This window comes from Enterobacter cloacae complex sp. FDA-CDC-AR_0164 (assembly GCF_003071645.1).
GTDB classification, from domain to species: Bacteria; Pseudomonadota; Gammaproteobacteria; order Enterobacterales; family Enterobacteriaceae; genus Enterobacter; species Enterobacter ludwigii.
This window is the reverse complement of the sequence record NZ_CP028950.1, coordinates 1,128,071-1,150,448: the sequence shown is the minus strand read 5'-3', so window position 1 is coordinate 1,150,448 and position 22,378 is coordinate 1,128,071. Positions and strand designations below refer to the sequence as shown.

Annotated in this window: 18 protein-coding genes; 10 read left to right on the top strand and 8 right to left on the bottom strand. The window is 55.8% G+C overall.

Annotated elements, in window-relative coordinates; all coding sequences use genetic code 11:
* Positions 1-50 precede the first annotated feature (50 nt).
* A complete protein-coding gene (gene aceK / locus AM410_RS05605) occupies positions 51-1,778 on the top strand; it encodes a bifunctional isocitrate dehydrogenase kinase/phosphatase (protein ID WP_020882863.1) in 1,728 nt (575 codons plus the stop codon).
* 43 nt (positions 1,779-1,821) lie between these two features.
* Here the strand turns inward: aceK and iclR are convergent, their stop codons facing one another.
* Positions 1,822-2,649, bottom strand: a complete 828-nt coding sequence (gene iclR / locus AM410_RS05600; protein ID WP_020882862.1) for a glyoxylate bypass operon transcriptional repressor IclR — start codon at positions 2,647-2,649, stop codon at positions 1,822-1,824.
* Positions 2,650-2,843: 194 nt separating this feature from the next.
* Here iclR and metH point away from each other — a divergent pair, with 194 nt between their 5' ends.
* From metH to rluF, 3 genes are all read left to right on the top strand, one after another.
* Positions 2,844-6,527, top strand: coding sequence for a methionine synthase (gene metH / locus AM410_RS05595; RefSeq protein ID WP_073397736.1), 3,684 nt, complete (start codon positions 2,844-2,846; stop codon positions 6,525-6,527).
* A 114-nt stretch (positions 6,528-6,641) separates the two neighbouring features.
* Positions 6,642-8,273, top strand: coding sequence for a Na/Pi cotransporter family protein (locus tag AM410_RS05590; protein WP_020882860.1), 1,632 nt, complete (start codon positions 6,642-6,644; stop codon positions 8,271-8,273).
* 134 nt (positions 8,274-8,407) lie between these two features.
* Positions 8,408-9,277 carry a 23S rRNA pseudouridine(2604) synthase RluF gene (gene rluF / locus AM410_RS05585; RefSeq protein WP_025206405.1) on the top strand — a complete coding sequence of 290 codons (870 nt, stop codon included), beginning with the start codon at positions 8,408-8,410 and terminating at the stop codon, positions 9,275-9,277.
* Here rluF and AM410_RS05580 read toward each other — a convergent pair whose 3' ends face one another.
* The 3 genes from AM410_RS05580 to lysC form a co-directional block, all read right to left on the bottom strand.
* On the bottom strand, positions 9,278-9,550 hold the full coding sequence (locus tag AM410_RS05580; RefSeq protein WP_014168182.1) for a DUF3811 domain-containing protein: 273 nt from the start codon (positions 9,548-9,550) through the stop codon (positions 9,278-9,280).
* Positions 9,551-9,600: 50 nt separating this feature from the next.
* Positions 9,601-10,545: a ketopantoate/pantoate/pantothenate transporter PanS gene (gene panS / locus AM410_RS05575; protein ID WP_014168183.1), complete on the bottom strand. Its 945-nt coding sequence runs from the start codon at positions 10,543-10,545 to the stop codon at positions 9,601-9,603.
* Between the two features lie 92 nt (positions 10,546-10,637).
* A complete protein-coding gene (lysC, locus tag AM410_RS05570; protein ID WP_014168184.1) occupies positions 10,638-11,987 on the bottom strand; it encodes a lysine-sensitive aspartokinase 3 in 1,350 nt (449 codons plus the stop codon).
* A gap of 375 nt (positions 11,988-12,362) precedes the next feature.
* On the opposite strand from lysC, the gene pgi reads away from it, so the two are divergent.
* The 5 genes from pgi (at position 12,363) to AM410_RS05545 (ending at position 18,209) form a co-directional block, all read left to right on the top strand.
* Entirely contained in the window at positions 12,363-14,012 is a 1,650-nt protein-coding gene (gene pgi, locus AM410_RS05565; protein ID WP_020882856.1) for a glucose-6-phosphate isomerase, read from the top strand.
* 367 nt (positions 14,013-14,379) lie between these two features.
* Complete coding sequence (gene yjbE / locus AM410_RS05560; protein WP_014168186.1) at positions 14,380-14,622, top strand: exopolysaccharide production protein YjbE; 243 nt, start codon at positions 14,380-14,382, stop codon at positions 14,620-14,622.
* A gap of 118 nt (positions 14,623-14,740) precedes the next feature.
* The gene (locus AM410_RS05555; protein ID WP_025206403.1) at positions 14,741-15,379 is read left to right on the top strand and encodes a YjbF family lipoprotein; all 639 of its coding nucleotides are present in this window, start codon (positions 14,741-14,743) and stop codon (positions 15,377-15,379) included.
* Positions 15,376-16,113 carry a capsule biosynthesis GfcC family protein gene (locus AM410_RS05550; protein ID WP_032679376.1) on the top strand — a complete coding sequence of 246 codons (738 nt, stop codon included), beginning with the start codon at positions 15,376-15,378 and terminating at the stop codon, positions 16,111-16,113. Before AM410_RS05555 ends, AM410_RS05550 begins: the two co-directional genes overlap by 4 nt.
* On the top strand, positions 16,113-18,209 hold the full coding sequence (locus tag AM410_RS05545) for a YjbH domain-containing protein (RefSeq protein ID WP_014168189.1): 2,097 nt from the start codon (positions 16,113-16,115) through the stop codon (positions 18,207-18,209). Before AM410_RS05550 ends, AM410_RS05545 begins: the two co-directional genes overlap by 1 nt.
* Positions 18,210-18,247: 38 nt before the next feature.
* Here AM410_RS05545 and AM410_RS05540 read toward each other — a convergent pair whose 3' ends face one another.
* Together AM410_RS05540 and AM410_RS05535 are read right to left on the bottom strand one after the other, a co-directional pair.
* Entirely contained in the window at positions 18,248-18,703 is a 456-nt protein-coding gene (locus tag AM410_RS05540) for an acyltransferase (protein WP_063157172.1), read from the bottom strand.
* A gap of 8 nt (positions 18,704-18,711) precedes the next feature.
* A complete protein-coding gene (locus tag AM410_RS05535) occupies positions 18,712-19,227 on the bottom strand; it encodes a GNAT family N-acetyltransferase (RefSeq protein WP_047366137.1) in 516 nt (171 codons plus the stop codon).
* Positions 19,228-19,356: 129 nt separating this feature from the next.
* Between AM410_RS05535 and psiE the strand changes: the two genes are divergently transcribed.
* Entirely contained in the window at positions 19,357-19,767 is a 411-nt protein-coding gene (psiE, locus tag AM410_RS05530) for a phosphate-starvation-inducible protein PsiE (RefSeq protein ID WP_020882851.1), read from the top strand.
* Positions 19,768-19,863: 96 nt separating this feature from the next.
* On the opposite strand, the gene malG is transcribed toward psiE, so the two are convergent.
* Both malG and malF read right to left on the bottom strand, forming a co-directional pair.
* Positions 19,864-20,754 carry a maltose ABC transporter permease MalG gene (gene malG, locus AM410_RS05525; protein WP_014168193.1) on the bottom strand — a complete coding sequence of 297 codons (891 nt, stop codon included), beginning with the start codon at positions 20,752-20,754 and terminating at the stop codon, positions 19,864-19,866.
* Positions 20,755-20,768: 14 nt separating this feature from the next.
* Positions 20,769-22,313: a maltose ABC transporter permease MalF gene (gene malF, locus AM410_RS05520; RefSeq protein ID WP_020882850.1), complete on the bottom strand. Its 1,545-nt coding sequence runs from the start codon at positions 22,311-22,313 to the stop codon at positions 20,769-20,771.
* Between the last annotated feature and the right edge of the window lie 65 nt (positions 22,314-22,378).

Genomic DNA, 22,378 nt, shown 5'->3' with positions numbered 1-22,378 from the left:
ACATACTCCCTCTCCCGTCGGGAGGGGGCCGGGGTGAGGGAGCATGAACAATGTCGCGTGGTCTGGAATTACTGATTGCCCAAACTATTCTGCAGGGCTTCGATGCCCAGTACGGACGTTTCCTGGAAGTCACATCCGGCGCGCAGCAGCGTTTTGAGCACGCCGACTGGCATGCGGTTCAGCAGGCCATGAAGCAGCGAATCCACCTTTACGATCACCATGTGGGTCTGGTGGTGGAGCAGTTGCGCTGCATTACCGACGGCAAAATCCCTGACGCGGAGTTTTTACTGCGCGTGAAGGAGCATTACACCCATCTGTTACCTGATTACCCGCGCTTCGAGATTGCGGAGAGCTTTTTCAACTCCGTCTATTGCCGGTTATTTGACCACCGCTCATTATCTCCTGAGCGGTTATTTATCTTCAGCTCCCAGCCGGAGCGCCGCTTTCGCACTATTCCGCGTCCGCTGGCGAAGGATTTCTTTCCCGATCGCGGCTGGGAAAAGCTCCTGCATCGCGTATTAACGGATTTGCCGCTGCGTTTGCCCTGGGAGAATAAAACCCGTGATATCGGCTATATCTCTGCGCATCTCAAGGAGACCTTTGGCGAAGAGGTGCTCGGGCAAAGCCATTTGCAGGTTGCCAATGAGCTTTTTTACCGTAATAAGGCCGCCTGGCTGGTCGGTAAACTGATGACACCGTCGGCCATTGTGCCGTTTCTGTTACCCATCCATCGTACCGATGACGGTGAACTGTTTGTTGATACCTGCCTGACAACCAGCGCCGAGGCCAGCATTGTCTTTGGTTTCGCCCGCTCCTACTTTATGGTGTATGCCCCGCTGCCTGCTGCTCTGGTGGAGTGGTTGCGCGAGATCCTGCCGGGGAAAACCACCGCCGAGCTGTACATGGCCATTGGCTGTCAGAAACACGCCAAGACGGAAAGCTATCGGGAATATCTGCGCTATGTCACCACGGCAGATGAGCAATTTATCGAAGCCCCCGGTATTCGCGGCATGGTGATGCTGGTCTTTACCCTGCCGGGTTTTGATCGGGTGTTTAAGGTCATCAAAGATACGTTCGCGCCGCAGAAGGAGATGACCGCTGCTCACGTCCGCGCCTGCTACCAGCTGGTTAAAGAGCACGATCGCGTCGGGCGAATGGCGGACACCCAGGAGTTCGAGAACTTTGTGCTGGATAAGCAGCAGATCGATCCGGCATTAATGGCGTTATTACTGCAGGAAGCGCCGGCGAAAATCACCGACCTGGGTGACAAAATTGCCATCAGCCATCTCTATATCGAACGCCGCATGATCCCACTCAATATCTGGCTGGAGCAGTCCGAAGGTCAGGCACTGCGTGATGCCATTGAAGAATACGGCAACGCTATCCGTCAGCTTGCCGCTGCGAATATCTTCCCGGGCGACATGCTGTTTAAAAACTTCGGGGTCACCCGTCACGGGCGGGTGGTGTTCTACGATTATGATGAAATTTGCTATATGACTGAGGTGAATTTCCGCGATATACCGCAGCCCCGCTATCCGGAAGATGAACTGTCCGGCGAGCCGTGGTACAGCATCTCACCGGGAGATGTCTTTCCTGAGGAGTTTCGCCACTGGCTGTGCGCTGACCCGCGCATCAGGCCACTGTTTGAAGAGATGCATGATGACCTGTTTCGTGCCAGCTACTGGCGGGGCCTGCAGACGCGCATCAAGAATGGGCATGTGGAAGATGTGTATGCCTATCGCCGCAAACAACGGTTTTGTATCCGGTATGCGGTGTAATGCCCCCTCTCCCGACGGGAGAGGGATTCAGGTGCTCCCGATGTTATCGAATCCCGCCATACGCCAGCGTGACCTCTTTCGCCGCCTTAATCACCAGCGCACCTAACTCCGTGACGCGGTCATCGGTCATACGGGAAATCGGTCCGGAGATCGAAATGGCGGCAAACGGCTCGCGGTGCTCGTCAAAGATGCAGGCCGCAATGCAGCGCAGGCCTAACGCATGCTCCTCGTCATCAAACGAATAGCCGCGCTTGCGGGTCAGGGCCAGATCTTCTTTCAGATGTACCGGTGAGACCAGCGTGGCGTGGGTGTAGGCGTGCAGCCCTTTACGGTGCAGCAGCCCGGTGACCTGCTCTTCGCTGAGCTGCGACAGAAACGCTTTCCCCGCCCCGGAGGCATGCATCGGCAGCTTGCCGCCAATCGGTGCCGACATACGCATTAGCTGCGTGCACTGTACCTGGTCGATGATAATGGCCTGATGGTCGCTCTGGTCGAGCACGGCCAGGTTTACCGTCTCGCCGGAATCTTCCATCAGCTTACGCAGAATAGGGTGCACAATCGCCAGCAGGTTGCGGCTCTGCAGGAAGCTGCTGCCGACGATAAACGCATGTGCGCCCACTGCCCAGTGTCCCAGCTCGCCCACCTGGCGCACAAAGCCCAGCTGCTGCATCGTGGTCAACAGTCGATGGGTCGTTGAGTTCGGCAGGCCAGCCTGCTGTGCCAGCTCTGTCAGGGCCACGCTGCTGTGCGACTCGGCTATCCATTCCAGCAGCTTCAAACCGCGCGTGAGCGATTGAACCTGTCCGCCCTGAGAGGCGGCGGTGGTGGCAGCAGGTTTTCTGCCGCGTTTAGCGGGAACGGTCGTGACCATGACGAACTCCTTTTTCTGTATCGTGGAAATCATTTTCGTTTTATTTGGTGATTTTGCAACCGTTATCCTGACTGATCGGATGAGTGATAGTGAACATGTCTCATGTTACCGCTGTGTGACTTTTACACCCTGCGAGATTGTGCCAGTATGGACTGCTGGCCTTTTGGCCTGGTTGAGCGTTGTCGGGAGCAAGTGTGAGCAGCAAAGTAGAGCAACTGCGTGCGCAGTTAAATAAACGAATTCTGGTGCTGGACGGCGGCATGGGTACCATGATCCAGAGCTATCGTCTGAGTGAAGACGATTTCCGCGGCGAGCGTTTCGCCGACTGGCCATGCGACCTCAAAGGTAACAACGACCTTCTGGTGCTCAGCAAACCGCAGGTCATTTCGGCGATCCACAACGCGTATTTCGAGGCGGGTGCGGATATCGTCGAAACCAACACCTTTAACTCGACAACCATCGCCATGGCGGATTACCAGATGGAATCCCTGTCGGCGGAGATAAACCTTGCCGCGGCAAAGCTGGCCCGCGCCTGCGCTGATGAATGGACAGCCCGTACACCGGACAAACCGCGCTACGTGGCCGGGGTGCTTGGCCCGACCAACCGCACCGCGTCGATTTCACCCGATGTGAACGACCCGGCCTTTCGTAACATCAGCTTTGATCAGCTGGTGGCGGCGTATCGTGAATCGACCAAAGCGCTGGTGGAAGGCGGTTCCGATCTGATCCTGATTGAAACGGTATTCGACACCCTCAATGCCAAAGCCGCGATTTACGCGGTGAAAGAGGAGTTCGAGGCGCTGGGCGTCGACCTGCCGATCATGATTTCCGGTACCATCACCGACGCCTCTGGTCGTACCCTCTCCGGCCAGACCACAGAAGCTTTTTACAACTCCCTGCGTCACGCTGAAGCGCTCTCTTTCGGCCTGAACTGCGCGCTGGGTCCTGATGAGCTGCGCCAGTATGTGCAGGAACTTTCGCGCATCGCTGAATGCTATGTCACCGCACACCCGAACGCCGGCCTGCCGAACGCCTTTGGTGAATACGATCTGGATGCAGACACCATGGCGGCGCAAATCCGCGAGTGGGCCGAATCCGGTTTTCTGAATATCGTCGGTGGTTGCTGCGGTACCACGCCAGAGCATATTGCCGCGATGAGCAATGCGGTGGCGGGTCTGCCGCCGCGTCAACTGCCTACGCTGCCGGTTGCCTGCCGTTTGGCCGGCCTTGAGCCGTTGACCATCGGTGACGATAGCCTGTTTGTGAACGTCGGGGAGCGGACTAACGTGACCGGTTCGGCGAAATTCAAACGGCTGATTAAAGAAGAGAAGTACAGTGAAGCGCTGGACGTGGCCCGCCAGCAGGTTGAGAGCGGCGCCCAGATCATCGACATCAATATGGATGAGGGGATGCTCGACGCCGAAGCGGCGATGGTGCGCTTCCTCAACCTGATTGCCGGTGAGCCGGACATTGCCCGGGTGCCGATCATGATTGACTCCTCTAAGTGGGAAGTCATCGAGAAAGGGCTGAAGTGTATTCAGGGTAAAGGCATTGTTAACTCCATCTCGATGAAAGAAGGCGTTGATACCTTTATCCACCACGCGAAGATGGTGCGCCGTTATGGTGCCGCCGTGGTGGTGATGGCCTTCGATGAAATGGGCCAGGCCGATACCCGGGCGCGTAAAATTGAGATTTGCCGCCGCGCATACAAAATTCTGACCGAAGAGGTGGGCTTCCCGCCGGAAGACATCATCTTCGACCCGAACATCTTCGCGGTTGCCACCGGCATTGAAGAGCACAATAACTACGCGCAGGACTTTATCGGCGCGTGTGAAGACATCAAACGCGAGCTGCCGCATGCACTGATCTCCGGCGGCGTATCGAACGTGTCATTCTCCTTCCGCGGTAACGATCCGGTGCGTGAAGCTATCCACGCCGTGTTCCTCTATTACGCTATCCGTAACGGTATGGACATGGGGATCGTTAACGCCGGACAGCTGGCCATTTACGACGACCTGCCGGCGGAACTGCGCGACGCCGTAGAAGACGTGGTCCTCAACCGGCGTTATGACGCCACCGAGCGCATGCTGGATCTGGCCGAGAAATACCGCGGCAGTAAATCCGATGCATCGGTAAACATTCAGCAGGCGGAGTGGCGTGCCTGGGACGTGAAAAAACGTCTGGAATACTCACTCGTTAAGGGAATTACCGAGTTTATTGAACAGGACACCGAAGAAGCACGTCAGCAATCCACGCGCCCGATTGAAGTGATTGAAGGGCCGCTGATGGACGGCATGAACGTGGTCGGCGATCTGTTTGGCGAAGGCAAAATGTTCCTGCCGCAGGTGGTGAAATCCGCACGCGTCATGAAGCAGGCGGTGGCCTATCTCGAACCCTTTATCGAAGCCAGCAAAGAGAAAGGCTCCAGCAACGGTAAAATGGTGATCGCCACCGTGAAGGGCGACGTGCATGACATCGGTAAGAACATTGTGGGCGTCGTACTGCAGTGTAATAACTACGAGATTATCGATCTTGGCGTGATGGTGCCGGCGGATAAAATCCTCAAAACCGCGCGCGAAGTGAATGCTGACCTGATTGGACTTTCCGGGCTGATTACCCCGTCGCTGGACGAGATGGTCAACGTAGCGAAAGAGATGGAGCGTCAGGGCTTTACCATTCCACTGCTGATTGGCGGGGCGACAACGTCCAAAGCGCACACGGCGGTGAAAATCGAGCAGAACTACAGTGGCCCGACGGTTTATGTGCAAAACGCCTCGCGTACCGTGGGCGTCGTGTCGGCATTGTTGTCTGCCACCCAGCGTGATGATTTTGTCGCGCGTACCCGCAAAGAGTACGAGACCGTGCGTATTCAGCATGGCCGTAAGAAACCGCGGACGCCGCCGGTGACACTCCAGGCCGCGCGCGATAACGATCTGGCGTTTGACTGGGCCAGCTATACGCCCCCTGTGGCGCATCGTCTGGGCGTTCAGGACGTCACTGCCAGCATCGAGACGCTGCGTAACTACATCGACTGGACACCGTTCTTCATGACCTGGTCACTGGCGGGTAAATATCCCCGCATCCTTGAAGATGAGGTGGTCGGGGAAGAAGCCAAACGCCTGTTCAACGACGCCAACGAAATGCTTGACCAGTTGAGTGCGCAGAAAAGCCTCAACCCGCGCGGCGTGGTGGGCCTGTTCCCGGCGAACCGTGTGGGCGACGACATCGAAATTTATCGCGACGAGACCCGCACGCACGTGCTGGCAGTAAGTCGCCATCTGCGCCAGCAAACCGAGAAAGTGGGCTTTGCTAACTACTGCCTGGCCGATTTCGTTGCACCGAAGCTTTCCGGGAAAGCGGATTATATCGGGGCGTTTGCCGTGACCGGGGGTCTTGAGGAAGATGCGCTGGCGGAGGCGTTCGACGCGCAGCACGATGATTACAATAAAATCATGGTGAAAGCGATTGCCGATCGTCTGGCGGAAGCCTTCGCTGAGTATCTCCACGAGCGCGTGCGCAAGGTACACTGGGGCTACGCGGCCAATGAGAACCTCAGCAACGAGGAGCTGATCCGCGAAAACTACCAGGGGATTCGTCCGGCTCCGGGCTATCCAGCCTGCCCGGAACACACCGAAAAGGGCACTATCTGGACATTGCTGGATGTAGAAGCCCATACCGGCATGAAGCTCACCGAGTCTTTCGCCATGTGGCCTGGGGCATCGGTGTCCGGCTGGTATTTCAGCCATCCCGACAGCAAATACTTCGCCGTCGCGCAGCTGCAGCGCGATCAGATTGAAGATTACGCCCTGCGCAAAGGCATGAGTGTCTCAGAGGTTGAACGCTGGCTGGCACCCAATTTAGGCTACGACGCTGACTAACGTCACTTTTCCTTACAACAAACAGGGCGCTCATTGGGCGCCCTGTCTCTTTCTTACGTTTAAACCCTTATACTGAATCATAAAAACGTAGAACGATAAGGAGGAGAACCTTCCGTGCTGACCCTGTTACACTTGCTTTCCGCAGTAGCACTGCTGGTATGGGGCACGCATATTGTCCGTACCGGCGTTATGCGCGTCTTTGGCGCGCGCTTACGCACCGTTCTCAGCAGCAGCGTTGAGAAGAAGCCGCTCGCCTTCTGCGCGGGCATCGGCGTGACGGCACTGGTGCAGAGCAGTAATGCGACGACCCTGCTCGTGACCTCGTTTGTGGCGCAGGATCTGGTGGCGCTGGCACCCGCGCTGGTCATTGTGCTGGGCGCTGACGTGGGTACCGCGCTGATGGCGCGTATCCTGACCTTCGATCTCTCCTGGCTGTCGCCGCTGCTGATTTTTATCGGTGTCATCTTCTTCCTTGGCCGTAAGCAGACGCGTGCCGGACAGCTTGGCCGCGTGGGGATTGGCCTTGGGTTGATCCTGCTGGCGCTGGAGCTGATTGTGCAGGCGGTGACCCCCATCACCGAGGCCAACGGCGTTCAGGTCATCTTTGCCTCGCTGACCGGGGACATCATGCTGGATGCGTTGATCGGCGCGGTATTTGCCATCGTCAGTTACTCCAGCCTGGCCGCTGTGCTGCTGACGGCGACGTTAACCGCCGCGGGGGCGATCTCTTTCCCGGTCGCGCTGTGTCTGGTGATCGGGGCCAACCTTGGATCTGGCCTGCTGGCGATGCTCAATAACAGCGCCGCAAACGCTGCTGCCCGGCGCGTGGCGCTTGGAAGCCTGCTGTTTAAGCTGGTGGGCAGCCTGATTATTCTGCCGTTTGTCTATCCGCTGGCTAACCTGATGGACAATCTCCCGTTACCGAAGGCTGAGCTTGTTATCTATTTCCACGTGTTTTACAACCTGGTGCGTTGCCTGGCGATGGTGCCTTTTGCTGAACCCATGGCCCGCTTCTGCGAACGGCTTATCCGGGATGAACCGGAGCTGGATGCGCGTCTGAAACCTAAGCATCTGGATACCTCCGCGCTGGATACCCCGGCACTGGCGCTGGCTAATGCCGCGCGCGAGACGCTGCGCATGGGCGATGCCATGGAAACGATGCTTGAAGGGCTGCAAAAGGTCATGCACGGAGAGCCGCGAGAAGAGAAAGAGCTGCGCAGGCTGGCGGACGATATCAACGTGCTCTATACCGCCATCAAGCTCTACCTGGCGCGTATTCCGCAGGATGAACTGGCAGAGGAAGAGTCCCGCCGCTGGGCGGAAATCATCGAAATGTCGCTTAACCTCGAGCAGGCCTCGGATATCGTGGAGCGTATGGGAAGTGAAATTGCTGACAAATCCCTTGCCGCGCGCCGCGCCTTCTCGGTTGAAGGCCTGAAGGAGCTGGAGGCGCTGCACGAGCAGTTGCTGAGCAACCTGAAGCTGGCGATGCTGGTCTTCTTCTCCAGCGACGTACCGAGCGCACGCCGTTTGCGTCGTAACAAACATCGCTTCCGTATCCTCAACCGGCGCTACTCGCACGCCCACGTTGAACGACTGCACCAGCAGAACGTCCAGAGCATTGAAACCAGCTCCCTGCACCTGGGGTTGCTGGGGGACATGAAGCGTCTCAACTCGTTATTCTGCGCGGTCGCTTATAGCGTCATGGAGCAGCCGGATGAAGACGACGATCGAGATGAATATTAATCTCTGAAAGCGCCTTTATAAGGTGGTTAACCTGAAAACCTGCAGGTTTACGCCGGGCATGATGCCCGGTAACCGTCGGCTAATCTTTTTACCAGCCCAAACCTAAGGTATATTTCGCCTTTACAGGAGAAACTATGCTGCCAACTCAATCAACACGATTAAACAAATACATTAGCGAGAGCGGGATCTGCTCACGTCGCGAGGCGGACCGTTACATTGAACAGGGTAACGTGTTCCTCAACGGCAAACGCGCCACCATCGGTGATCAGGTCGTCCCCGGTGACGTGGTCAAAGTGAATGGTCAGCTCATTGAACCGCGTGATGCGGAAGACCTGGTATTTATCGCGTTGAATAAGCCGGTTGGCATCGTCAGTACCACGGAAGACGGCGAGCGGGACAACATTGTTGATTTCGTTAATCACAGCAGCCGTATCTTCCCGATTGGCCGCCTTGATAAAGACTCACAGGGGCTGATTTTCCTGACCAACCACGGCGATTTGGTGAACAAAATTCTGCGTGCCGGTAACGACCACGAGAAAGAGTACATCGTCACGGTCAATAAGCCGGTCACGGACGACTTTATCCGCGGTATGGGCGCAGGTGTGCCGATTCTGGGGACCGTCACGAAGAAGTGCAAGGTGAAGAAAGAGGCGCCGTTTGCTTTCCGCATTACCCTTGTGCAGGGCTTAAACCGTCAGATCCGCCGGATGTGCGAGCACTTCGGTTATGACGTGGTGAAGCTCGAACGTACGCGCATTATGAACGTGAGTCTGTCCGGTATTCCACTGGGCGAGTGGCGTGATTTAACGGATGACGAACTGATTGAGCTGTTCAGGCTCATCGAGAATTCATCGTCTGAAGCGAAGCCAAAAACGAAAGCCAAACCGAAAACCCAGGCCATTAAGCGCCCGGTGGTGAAAGCGCCGCCATCAGAAGAGAAAAGCCGCGGCAAGCCTGCGGGCAAACGCTTCGTCCAGCCGGGCCGTAAAAAGAAAGGGCGCTAATTAGCGCCTTCCACGGGGTGAGGTATTGGCTGACCAGGAAAAGGTCGCTTCTTTATCGGGTTTATATGCCTGCTCTTTTTTCAGCTTGCGGGCTTGTTTCGCCTCAGTTTCACGCTGAGCCATCAATTTATCGATGTACTCTTTTTTAACCTGATTGGTTTCGGCGTTAGTCAGCGTGCGGCCATGGGCGATACGAGCGCGGTCGAGGAGCGTTTTCAGTTCGCGCTGCTCAGCTTCCGTCATGTCTTTCTGGGTCAAACGTGGTGTAGCCATTGCTGAAGCCTCCTGAAGGGGAGGCTCCAGTGTAAAGCAAGCGAAGGAAATTAACCCTGTTTCACTGCATCTTTTTTCGCGGGCTCATTAATGGGTTTGCCTGACCAGTAGCCTGCCAGCAGCGAGCCGGACAGATTATGCCAGACGGAGAACAGCGCACCCGGCAGGGCTGCCAGCGGCGAGAAGTAGATCTTGCCCAGTGCTGCGGCCAGCCCCGAGTTTTGCATCCCCACTTCGATTGCCAGCGTACGACAGGTAGATTCGTCGAAACCAAACAGCTTCCCGCCCCAGTAACCGCCCAAAAGACCAAGGGTGTTATGCAACACCACCGCGATGATCACCACAAAGCCCACTGAGGCAATGTGCGATGCAGAGCCGGCAACCACGGCGCTGATGATAGCCAGAATGCAGACCATCGAGAAGGCAGGCAGGTACGGTTCAACGGCTTTGACCACGCGTGGGAACAGATGGTGAATCACCAGGCCCAGCGCAATCGGGATCACCACAATCTGCAGAATACTGAGCAGCATCCCCATGACGTCTACCTGAATCTGCGCATCCACATACAGACGCGTTAACAGCGGCGTGGCAATCACGCCCACCAGCGTTGAAACGGAAGAGATGGTCACCGAGAGCGCCACATCACCTTTTGCCAGGTAAATCATCACATTGGATGCCGTGCCGCTGGCCACGCTGCCGACCAGCACCATACCGGCGGATAAATCTGGCGGCATTTTAAAGGCCATGGCCAGCAGCCACGCCGCAAGCGGCATGACCAGGTAGTGCAGGAAAATTCCTGCCGCTACGGGGGCTGGGCGCGACAGAACGCGTTTGAAGTCGTCAATTTTCAGGTGTACGCCCATGCCGAGCATAATTAGCATCAGCAGCGTCGTGACCCACGGGCCAATGCCCGTAAAGTGGGTGGGAGTGTAATACGCGAGTACGGAAAGCAGCAGTGCCCACAACGGGAACAGCCGGGTGATGGCGGATAACATAGATAGTCCTTGCAGTATTGTCGTGTTGTTTAGTTATAAAAAAGCCGGGTCTGTGCCCGGCTTATAGGTATTGTTTATCGTGCTAACGAATTTTATTCAAACAAATTCTGATGAAGTTTTTGCACGACCTGCTCGGCCTGATCGGCTGGCACCAGGAAGCAGAGGTTGTAGCTGGAGGCGCCGTAGCAAATCATACGAATGCTGAACGGGTCGAGTACGCCGAAGACCTCTTTGCCCACGCCGCAGGCACGCGACAGCTTGTTGCCGATGATGGCAACCAGCGCCAGATCTTCTTCCACTTCCACGCGGCACAACTCAGAGAGTTCGATCAGCAACGACTGCGTCAGCAGGGTGTCGCCGGTTGACGTGGAGCCAGTGGTGTCCAGCGTCAGCGCGATGCTCACTTCGGATGTGGTGATCAAATCCACGGAGATATTATGGCGCGCGAGGATGCCAAACACTTCCGCCAGGAAACCGCGAGAATGCAGCATATTGTGGCTGTGCAGCGTCACCAGCGTCTGGCGGCGGCGCAGGGCCAGCGCTCGGAACAATGGCGGGTTTTCGGTTTTCTTGCACACCAGCGTACCGCCTGCTTTGGGATCCTTACTGGAGCCAACGAAGACCGGGATATCGCTGCGCACGGCCGGCAACAGCGTCGCCGGGTGCAATACTTTCGCGCCGAAGGTGGCCATTTCGGCCGCCTCTTCAAACGCGATCACATCAATGCGTTTCGCCGCAGAGACCACGCGCGGGTCGGTGGTGTAAATACCCGGCACGTCAGTCCAGATATCCACACGGGTGGCATGCAGCGCTTCGCCGAGCAGGGCTGCCGTATAGTCACTGCCGCCGCGGCCAAGCGTTGTTGTACGGCCTTTGGCTTCGCTACCGATAAAGCCCTGAGTGATCACCATCCCTTCTGCCAGGCGCGGAGCCAGCTGCTGCTGGGTCAGCTCGGCCAGCATTTCAACATCCGGCTCGGCACGGCCAAAGCGATCGCTGGTGCGCATGACTTTACGCACGTCAAACCATTGGGCATGGACGTTACGCTCGCGGAGGATCTCCACGAACAGCAGCGTGGACATCAGCTCGCCGTGGCTGACCAGTTCATCGGTCAGCGCGGTGGAGGTCGCCAGAGAGGCGGCTTCAGCCAGGGTAGTGATATTTTCCAGCAGGCGTTCCACTTCCTCACGGATCACGTTCGGATTCTGCAGACGTTCAAGGATGTTGAACTGAATTTTGCGCAGTGCGTCCAGCTTAACGAAACGTTCGGTTGCTTCCAGTCCTTCAGACAGAGAAACCAGCAGGTTCGTCACGCCAGCAGAGGCGGAAAGCACCACCAGGCGGGTATTCGGATCGGCCAGCACCACATCGGCGCTGCGGTTCATGGCATCGTAATCGGCCACACTGGTGCCGCCAAATTTGGCGACCACAAAACTCGTCATAACAACCTCGTGTCAGGGAATGAATAAAGCGACCTTGGCACAAGAATGAAACGAGAACAGGTGCAGGCGCAAAATACGGCCCTATAAATAAAATGTGGGGGAGGTCCTGTCAATGCTGGGATTATGCGGATTTTTTATGGGGGGGTACCCCTCAGTAACAGGACTTATAACAGGGCCATATTTTATGCTCCTTTTTACCGCCTTTTGACCGACATTTCGCCGCCCCTGAAGGGCGTTTCAGCAGCTATACTTTTCGGGTCTTTTCACCTGTGTTTGATGCAGGCCAGGGCAATGGCATAAAAACCATCACAATTTTTATTTGCAGGCGCTACAATCGACCGCAGTCACAATTCTCAAATCAGAAGAGTATTGCTAATGAAAAACATCAACCCAACGCAGACCGCTGCCTGGCAGGCACTACAGAAACATTATGATGAAATGAAAGACGTCACCATCGCGGACCTGTTCGCGAAAGATGCCGATCGTTTCAATAAGTTCTCCGCGACCTTCGATGACCTGATGCTGGTGGATTTCTCCAAAAACCGCATTACCGAAGAAACGCTGGCGAAGCTGCAGGATCTGGCGAAAGAGACTGAGCTGGCCGACGCCATCAAATCCATGTTCTCCGGTGAGAAGATCAACCGCACCGAAGACCGTGCCGTGCTGCACGTGGCGCTGCGTAACCGTAGCAATACTCCGATTATCGTTGACGGCAAAGATGTGATGCCGGAAGTGAACGCGGTGCTGGAAAAGATGAAAGCTTTCTCTGAAGCGATCATCTCCGGAAGCTGGAAAGGCTACACCGGCAAACCGATTACGGATGTCGTTAACATCGGTATCGGCGGGTCTGACCTCGGCCCATTCATGGTCACCGAAGCGCTGCGCCCATACAAAAACCACCTCAACATGCACTTTGTTTCTAACGTCGATGGTACCCACATCGCCGAGGTGCTGAAGAACGTGAATCCGGAAACGACCCTGTTCCTGGTCGCGTCTAAAACCTTCACCACTCAGGAAACCATGACCAACGCCCACAGCGCGCGCGACTGGTTCCTGAAAACCGCAGGCGACAACAAGCACGTGGCGAAACACTTCGCCGCGCTGTCGACCAACGGGAAAGCCGTTAGCGAGTTCGGTATCGACACCGCGAACATGTTCGAGTTCTGGGACTGGGTGGGCGGTCGTTACTCTCTGTGGTCCGCTATCGGCCTGTCGATCATCCTCTCCGTCGGCTTCGACAACTTTGTTGAGCTGCTCTCCGGCGCGCATGCGATGGATAAACACTTCTCCACCACTGCACCTGAGAAAAACCTGCCTGTGCTGCTGGCGCTGATTGGTATCTGGTACAACAACTTCTTCGGGGCTGAAACCGAAGCGATTCTGCCATACGACCAGTACATGCACCGTTTTGCGGCCTACTTCCAGCAGGGCAACATGGAATCCAACGGTAAATACGTTGACCGTAACGGTAACGCTGTGGATTACCAGACTGGCCCAATCATCTGGGGCGAGCCAGGCACTAACGGCCAGCATGCGTTCTATCAGCTGATCCACCAAGGCACCAAAATGGTTCCGTGCGATTTCATCGCCCCGGCCATTACCCATAACCCGCTGTCAGACCACCATCCGAAGCTGCTGTCTAACTTCTTCGCACAGACTGAAGCGCTGGCGTTCGGTAAGTCTCGTGACGTGGTTGAGCAGGAATACCGCGACCAGGGTAAAGATCCGGCCACGCTGGACCACGTTGTGCCGTTCAAAGTGTTCGAAGGCAACCGTCCAACCAACTCCATCCTGCTGCGCGAAATTACGCCGTTCAGCCTGGGTGCGCTGATTGCCCTGTACGAGCATAAGATCTTCACTCAGGGCGCTATCCTGAACATCTTCACCTTTGACCAGTGGGGCGTTGAGCTGGGTAAACAGCTGGCAAACCGTATCCTGCCTGAACTGGGTGACGATAACGCGATTAACAGCCACGACAGCTCCACAAATGGTCTGATCAACCGTTATAAAGCATGGCGCGCGTAATTAAAGTGTCATGAAAAAGTGCCGGCGAAATGCCGGCATTTTTTTATCGGATAATTCCTGATGTCTGTTATTAAACTCAAATTCCTGTAGTGAGTTTAATCTGAAAATAGCTGTTAACCTGTTAATTGCTGCGGTTTATTTTAGGAAAATACGGATAATTACCGTCACGGAATATAATTCTATTTCATTGATTTATATAAGTTATATTATTATCTAATCGTCCTTTTGTTTCCATTTTATCCAATTGTCCGAAAACCCTTCTTCTATTTACCCCTACGGCAAACCCTCACCTTTAGTTGTGTATACTCGAATCCGCCTGAAATTCTTTTTGGGCAAATCTCCATTCATTAAATGAAGGGAAATTCTTATGAAGAAAGTACTGTATGGCATTTTCGCCATATCTGCGCTTGCGGCGACATCTGTTAATGCGGCTCCGGTTCAGGTCGGAGAAGCGGCAGGTTCGGCTGCGACGTCTGCGTCTGCGGGGATTTCTACCGCGTCCAGCGCCAGCACCGTAAGTTCAGCCGTGGGTGTCGCCCTGGCGGCAACCGGTGGCGGTGATGGCTCCAATACCGGAACCACGACCACCACGACCACCAGCACCCAGTAATAACGGGTGTTTTAATCATAACCACACTTCGGTGTGGTTATTCTGGCTTTTCAGTAGCCTTCGGGACCTGTAGACCGGGTAAGCGCAGCATCACCCGGCAATAATGCGGAGAAGAGTCGTGAAGCGACCTGGGATCATCCTGATTTGTCTGCTTTTGCAGGCGTGCTCGGCCACCACCAAAGGGCTGGGCCATTCACTGTGGGAAAGCATGTTCGGTACGCCGGGCGTGCATCTGACCGATGACGAACTTCAGAACATGCCCTATGCCAGTCAGTACATGCAGCTCAACGATGGCCCACAGCTGTTTGTGGTGCTCGCTTTCGATGAAAACGGGCAGCAGAAATGGGTGACGCAGGATCAGGCCACCATCGTAACGCAGCATAGCCGTATCGTGAAAACCCTGCTCGGGGGCGACAACCTGCTTGAAGTCAACAATCTCGCCGCCGATCCGCTGAACAAGCCGAACCAGATAACCGACGGGGCAAGCTGGACCCGCACGATGGGCTGGACCGAACACAAGCAGGTTCGCTATGCCACCGCCCGCTCCACCTTCCGCTGGGATGGCACGGACAGCGTCAATGTGGGCAGCGACGAAACTCGGGTTCGCGTGCTGGATGAAGAGGTCACTACCGATCAGGCAACCTGGCATAACCGCTTCTGGGTGGACGATGACGGCCAGATACGCCAGTCGTTACAGTATCTGGGGGCCGGATTCTTCCCGGTCAAAACCACGCTGATCAAGGCCGCGAAATCATGAAAACACTAATTCGCGTTGCGCTGATCGCAAGCTTTGCTACGCCGCTCGCATGGTCTGCCGGGACGGTGAAAGTCTATACGCAGGACAATACGAAGCCTAAAACATTGACCAACGCCGGACACTTGATCGATCTCGTCGGCCAGCCAAGGCTGGCGAACAGCTGGTGGCCGGGTGCGGTCATCAGTGAACGACAGGCGACGGTGGTGGCGGAGCAACAACATAACGCGCTGCTCGCCAGGCTAACAGGGCTGGCGGAGCAGGAAGAGGGTGACGACGCGGCGGCCATTAACAGCCTTCGCCAGCAGCTTAAGGCGCTAAAGGTCACCGGACGGTTGCCGGTCAATCTCGATCCGGACCACGTTCGCGTCGCGGAAACGGCTAACCCGTCACTGGAAGGCGAGTACACGCTCTGGCTACCTGTTCAGCCTTCTACCATTACCGTGTTCGGGCTTGTCAGCAGTCCGGGTGACAAGCCGTTTATGCCGGGTCGCGATGTGGCGAGCTATCTCGATGAACAAAATTTGTTGAGCGGTGCGGATAAGAGCTACGCATGGGTGGTGTACCCGGACGGCCAAACGCAAAAAGCACCGGTAGCCTACTGGAATAAACGCCATATCGAACCGATGCCAGGCAGCGTCATTTTTGTCGGTTTTGCCGACCATTTCTGGACGAAGGCATATGACGGGCTGAACGCCGATATCCTTCACTCCCTGAAACAGCGGATACCGGAATAATGAAAAGAACCTATCTCTATAGCATGCTGGCGTTGTGCGTGAGTGCCGCCTGCCATGCAGAAACGTATCCGGCACCCATTGGCCCGTCTCAGTCAGACTTCGGCGGCGTCGGTTTACTGCAAACGCCTACCGCGCGCATGGCGCGGGAAGGGGAAATCAGCCTCAACTACCGCGATAACGATCAGTATCGCTACTACTCCGCCGCTGTACAGCTGTTTCCGTGGCTCGAAACCACGCTGCGCTACACTGACGTGCGCACCAAACGGTACAGCAGCGTCGAGTCCTTCTCCGGCGATCAGACCTACAAAGATAAAGCGTTCGACGTGAAGCTGCGTCTGTGGGAAGAGAGTTACTGGATGCCGCAGGTCTCCGTTGGTGCCAGGGATATCGGCGGTACCGGTCTGTTTGATGCGGAATACGTGGTGGCCAGCAAAGCCTGGGGACCGTTTGATTTCTCGCTCGGTCTCGGCTGGGGGTATCTGGGCACCAGCGGCAACGTGAAAAACCCGTTCTGCTCCTACAGCGACAAATATTGCTATCGCGATAATAGCTATCAGAAAGCGGGCTCCATCAACGGCGACCAGATGTTCCACGGCCCGGCCTCGCTGTTTGGCGGCGTAGAGTACCAGACGCCCTGGCAGCCGCTGCGCCTGAAGCTGGAATACGAAGGGAATGACTATTCACAGGATTTCGCCGGCAAGATTGAGCAGAAGAGCAAATTTAACGTCGGTGCCATTTACCGTGTGGCTGACTGGGCTGACGTTAACCTCAGCTATGAGCGTGGCAATACCGTGATGTTTGGCGTGACGCTGCGTACCAACTTTAACGATATGCGGCCACACTACAACGACAACGCGCGCCCTGCCTACCAGCCGGAGCCGCAGGATGCCATTCTGCAGCACTCCGTCGTGGCGAACCAGCTGACACTGCTGAAATACAACGCCGGTCTGGCGGATCCGAAGATTCAGGTGAAAGGTGATACGCTGTACGTGACCGGCGAGCAGGTGAAATACCGCGACTCGCGGGAAGGGATCGAACGCGCCAACCGGATCATCATGAACGATCTACCGGACGGGATCAGCACGATCCGCGTGACCGAAAACCGTCTGAACATGCCGCAGGTTACGACGGAAACGGATGTCGCCAGCCTTAAGCGCCATCTGGAAGGCGAACCGCTGGGGCATGAAACCGAACTGGTGCAAAAACGCGTTGAGCCAGTGGTGCCAGACACCACCGAGCAGGGCTGGTATATCGATAAGTCGCGCTTTGATTTCCATATCGATCCGGTATTGAACCAGTCTGTTGGTGGGCCAGAAAACTTCTACATGTATCAGTTGGGCGTCATGGCGACGGCGGATCTGTGGGTCACCGACCACCTGCTGACCACCGGCAGCCTGTTCGGTAACCTTGCCAACAACTACGACAAGTTCAACTATACCAACCCGCCGAACGACTCGAAACTGCCGCGCGTGCGTACTCGCGTACGTGAATATGTGCAGAACGACGCTTACGTAAACAACCTGCAGGCCAACTACTTCCAGTACTTTGGTAACGGTTTCTACGGCCAGGTTTACGGCGGTTATCTGGAAACGATGTTTGGCGGCGCGGGGGCTGAAGTGCTCTACCGTCCGGTAGACAGCAACTGGGCGTTCGGTCTTGATGCCAACTACGTCAAACAGCGTGACTGGCGCAGCGCGCAGGACATGATGAAGTTCACCGATTACAGCGTTAAAACCGGCCATCTGACGGCCTACTGGACGCCGTCGTTTGCCCCGGACGTACTGGTGAAAGCCAGCGTTGGTCAGTATCTGGCGGGGGATAAAGGCGGCACGCTGGATATCTCTAAACACTTCGACAGCGGTGTGGTGGTCGGTGGCTATGCCACGATCACTAACGTCTCGCCGGACGAGTACGGGGAAGGGGACTTCACCAAAGGCGTGTACGTTTCCATTCCGCTGGATCTGTTCTCGTCAGGCCCAACCCGCAGCCGTGCGGCAATTGGCTGGACGCCGCTGACGCGTGACGGTGGTCAGCAGCTGGGTCGTAAATTCCAGCTGTACGACATGACCAGCGATAAGAACATCAACTTCAGATGATGCGTGAGTGCCCGGTAGCGTTACGCCTGCCGGGCACATTACAAACGCCGCAACAGCCTCGCCGGGTTGCCGGCGTAAACCCCTTTCTCGGTGATGGACTTTGTCACCACGCTTCCCGCCCCAATCACCGTCCCATCGCAAATTGAGACAGCCAGAATGGTGGCCCCGCTGCCGATTGAAACGTCGTTGCCCACGCGAATGTGTCCCCAGCTGCGCCGGTCGGCATTGGGTTTACCGTCGCGGAACATATCGTTGGCGAACATCACCCCATGGCCAATGAAACAGCGCTCACCGACGGTGACGTACTCGCAGATGAAGGTATGGGACTGAATTTTGCTGTCAGCACCGATGTGCGAGTTAGCCTGGATTTCAACAAACGGGCCGATAAAGACGTTATCGCCCAGCGAACACTCATAAAGATTCGCGGGTTCGTAAATGACGACGTTTTCGCCGCAGACAACATGACGAATAGCCGCCTGGCGTTGCTCTGGCATACATCTCCTTAGACTGGCATCGACATAATATGGAGGGTGCTGGTTTGCGCCGCAGTGACGAAGAGGGTGTCTTTGACATGTTTCAGCCCCTGCGCTTCGTAAAACCGGCGTGCGCGAGGGTTCTTTTCGAGGACTTCCAGCCACAGCAGATTTTCCGAACAGGCTTTTGCCTGGCGAATCACTTCCGCAAGGAGTTGCTCGCCGTAGCGGTGTCCTGTGGCATCCGGCAATAAATAGAGTTTATGCAGGAGCGTACCCGACAGCCCCTCGGGCTCGATGGTCTGCTGGGTTGAGAATTTTGCGAATCCGACTGGTATTTGTGCGCTGGCAATGAGCCAGTAAGTGCCCGGCTGCATCAGGCTGTCTGCTATCGCCTGCGGTGCGTATTCCTGCTCAAGAAAGGCGGCAAGCTCTGTCTGGCTTTCCCATAGATGCCCAAAGTGATGCCGGTAGCTGGCATACCCCATTTCACTCAGCTGTTTTGCATCATCCACGGTGGCGCGTTGAATGGTTAATTTCATCATCCCTTCGTCGAAATAAGCGTGTCACAGTGCAACATGCCACAGCGCTGAACATAATATAAACAAAAAATATAGATCACCGTCACATTTTTGCGTTATACAGGAACCTCGCCCTGGAGAATGAGGTGCTCTATGACATCCCTGACTCGCCCGCGTGTTGAGTTTATCTCAACAATCCTCCAGACCGTGCTGAACCTCGGTCTGCTGAGCCTTGGCCTGATACTGGTCGTCTTTTTGGGAAAAGAGACGGTGCATCTGGCGGATGTGCTGTTCGCCCCTGAACAAACCAGCAAATATGAGCTGGTGGAAGGCCTGGTGGTCTACTTTCTCTACTTTGAATTTATCGCGCTGATTGTGAAGTATTTCCAGTCGGGCTTTCACTTCCCGCTACGCTATTTTGTTTACATCGGGATCACCGCGATTGTGCGGCTGATCATCGTGGATCATACCTCCCCGCTCGACGTACTGATCTATTCGGCGGCGATCCTGCTGCTGGTGATCACGCTCTGGCTGTGCAATTCGAAACGGCTGAAACGGGAATAAAAAAATGGCGGCCCGGAGGCCGCCTAACAACAGTCACAAGTTGGGTCAATACAATACGTCTAAAGTTGAGGGTTGCAGTGGCATAACAAATGAAACTTAACCTTTCACACCGCCCGCCGTCAGGCCATTCACCAGCCAGCGCTGCGCCAGCAGGAACACGACAGTGATAGGGATGGCGGAGAGTACAGCCGCCGCAGCAAAGTCGCCCCACAAATAGTTCTGCGGATTGAGGTATTGCTGCATACCGACGGCCAGCGTATAGCTGTTGACATCACGCAGTAACAGGGAAGCGACCGGCACTTCGGTGATGGCTGCGATAAACGACAGGATAAAGACCACCGCCAGGATCGGCACCGACAGCGGCAGAAGCACCAGACGGAATGCCTGCCACGGGGTCGCGCCATCCAGCGCCGCCGCTTCTTCCAGCGAGCCGTCGATGGTTTCGAAATACCCTTTGATGGTCCACACATGCAGCGCGATACCGCCAAGATAGGCGAAGATGACGCCACCGTGGGTGTTCAGGCCGATAAACGGCACGTACTGGCCCAGTCGGTCAAACAAGGCATACAACGCCACCAGTGACAGTACTGCCGGGAACATCTGGAAAATCAGCATCCCTTTCAGCAGCGTGGCTTTACCCGGGAAACGCATACGGGCAAAGGCGTAAGCACAGGTCGTGGAGAGTGCGACAATTCCAATCGCGGTAATCCCGGCAATTTTCACCGAGTTCCACAGCCATAACAGCACCGGGAACGGCGGTGGCGTGACGCGGCCATCCGCGTGTTCAACGCTGAAGCCCAGCGCTAACTTCCAGTGCTCCCAGGAGATTTCATCCGGGATCAGGCTCCCGGTCGCGAAGTTACCGGCACGCAGGGAGATGGCGATGACCATCAGCAGCGGGAACATGATTGCCGCGATAAAAATCAGCAGCCCTAAATGCGTCGCGAAGAGGCGCAGTTTCTGAGATTTGGGTTGGACCATAGACATATTTTGTGCCCTCCTTAGTCGAATTTCATGCGTGTTGCTTTCAGGTTCACAATCGCCAGAGCGCCAACCAGCAGGAAGATCAGGGTGGCAATCGCTGCCGCCAGACCGAAGTCCTGACCGCCGCCGCCTTCGAAGGCGATACGGTAGGTGTAGCTGACGAGCAGGTCGGTATAGCCTGCCGGCGTGGTGGTGCCAAGACGGTCAGGCCCACCGTTGGTCAACAGCTGAATCAGCACGAAGTTGTTAAAGTTGAAGGCAAAGCTGGCAATCATCAGCGGCGTCAGCGGCTTAATGAGCAGCGGCAGCGTAATCTTAAAGAAATTCTGGAACGGACCCGCGCCATCCATTGCCGAGGCTTCGTACAAATCGTCCGGAATCGCCTTCAGCAGGCCCATGCACAGGATCATCATGTACGGATAACCGAGCCAGGTGTTCACGATGATAATCATCGAGCGGGCGGTGATGGGGTCGCTGAACCAGGCCGGTTTGATGCCGAACAGCGCGCTCAGCATCATGTTGATTTCACCGAAGCTCTGGTTAAACAGCCCTTTGAAAATCAGAATCGAGATAAACGACGGGACGGCATACGGCAGAATAAGCAGCACGCGGTAAATGGCTTTCCCTTTCAGAGATTCCCACTGCACCAGACACGCCAGCACCATGCCCACGGCAACGGTCAGGATCACCGTCAGTATGGAGAACACTACGGTCCAGACAAAGATGGCGAAGAACGGTTTCTGGATCCCTTCATCGGTGAAGACGCGGGTGAAGTTGTCCCAGCCTATCGTCACGGTGTAGCCCGGGCTGAGCTTGTCATCACCCCATTTGCCATCAGCCGTAATGGACTGGTAGAAACCAATGTCGTTGTTTGGACGGTACTTTACGCCGCTCTGGTTGTTGGTCAGCGTGCCGTCGTCCGCCAGCGTATAAAGCGGTTGTGTCCCGGAGAACTGGCGCAGTGAACTCATGGTCACTTTGCTTTCGTCCGGCAGTTGGGCGGTAAGCTGCGTCAGTGCCTGACGGTTCTGCGTAATGATGCGCAGGTTAGCGCGTTCGCCTTCCGGCAGGGCCGCAGCCTCTTTTAAGGCCAGCTTCTGCTCGCCGCCAAATTTGAAAGCGTCGGAGACATAATTTTTGCCGGTTTCTTCGTCAGTGAGTGCTAACTTCCACTCGCTGCCCGCAGGATACAGGCCGAAGTTAAAGGTTTTGCCCGCCTGATAAGAGCGGTCCATCAGCACCTGTTGGGCGCGCTCCTGAGCAAGCTGGTTGGTGCTGCTGTAGTTGGTGAACGCGATAGCAATGGTACAAATCAGCGGGAACAGGACAAACAGACCCATCCCGGCCACGCCCGGGTAAACATATCGCCAGGCATAGGCTTTACGGTTGGCGAAAATATACAGGCCAGCAGAGCTTAAAATCAGCGTCATGATGGCGAACAGATATTCCCCTTGTACGTACATTAAAACAACAAGGTAACCCACCAGCAGACACAGCAGACCCATTACAGACCACTTCAGGGCAGAGCTTTGCCACCAGTGTTTCTTTTTAATGACATCCATGGGGTTCTTCCTCTACAACACATTTTGTTCTCCCTCTCTCCGCAGGGGAGAGAGGGGATAAAAGC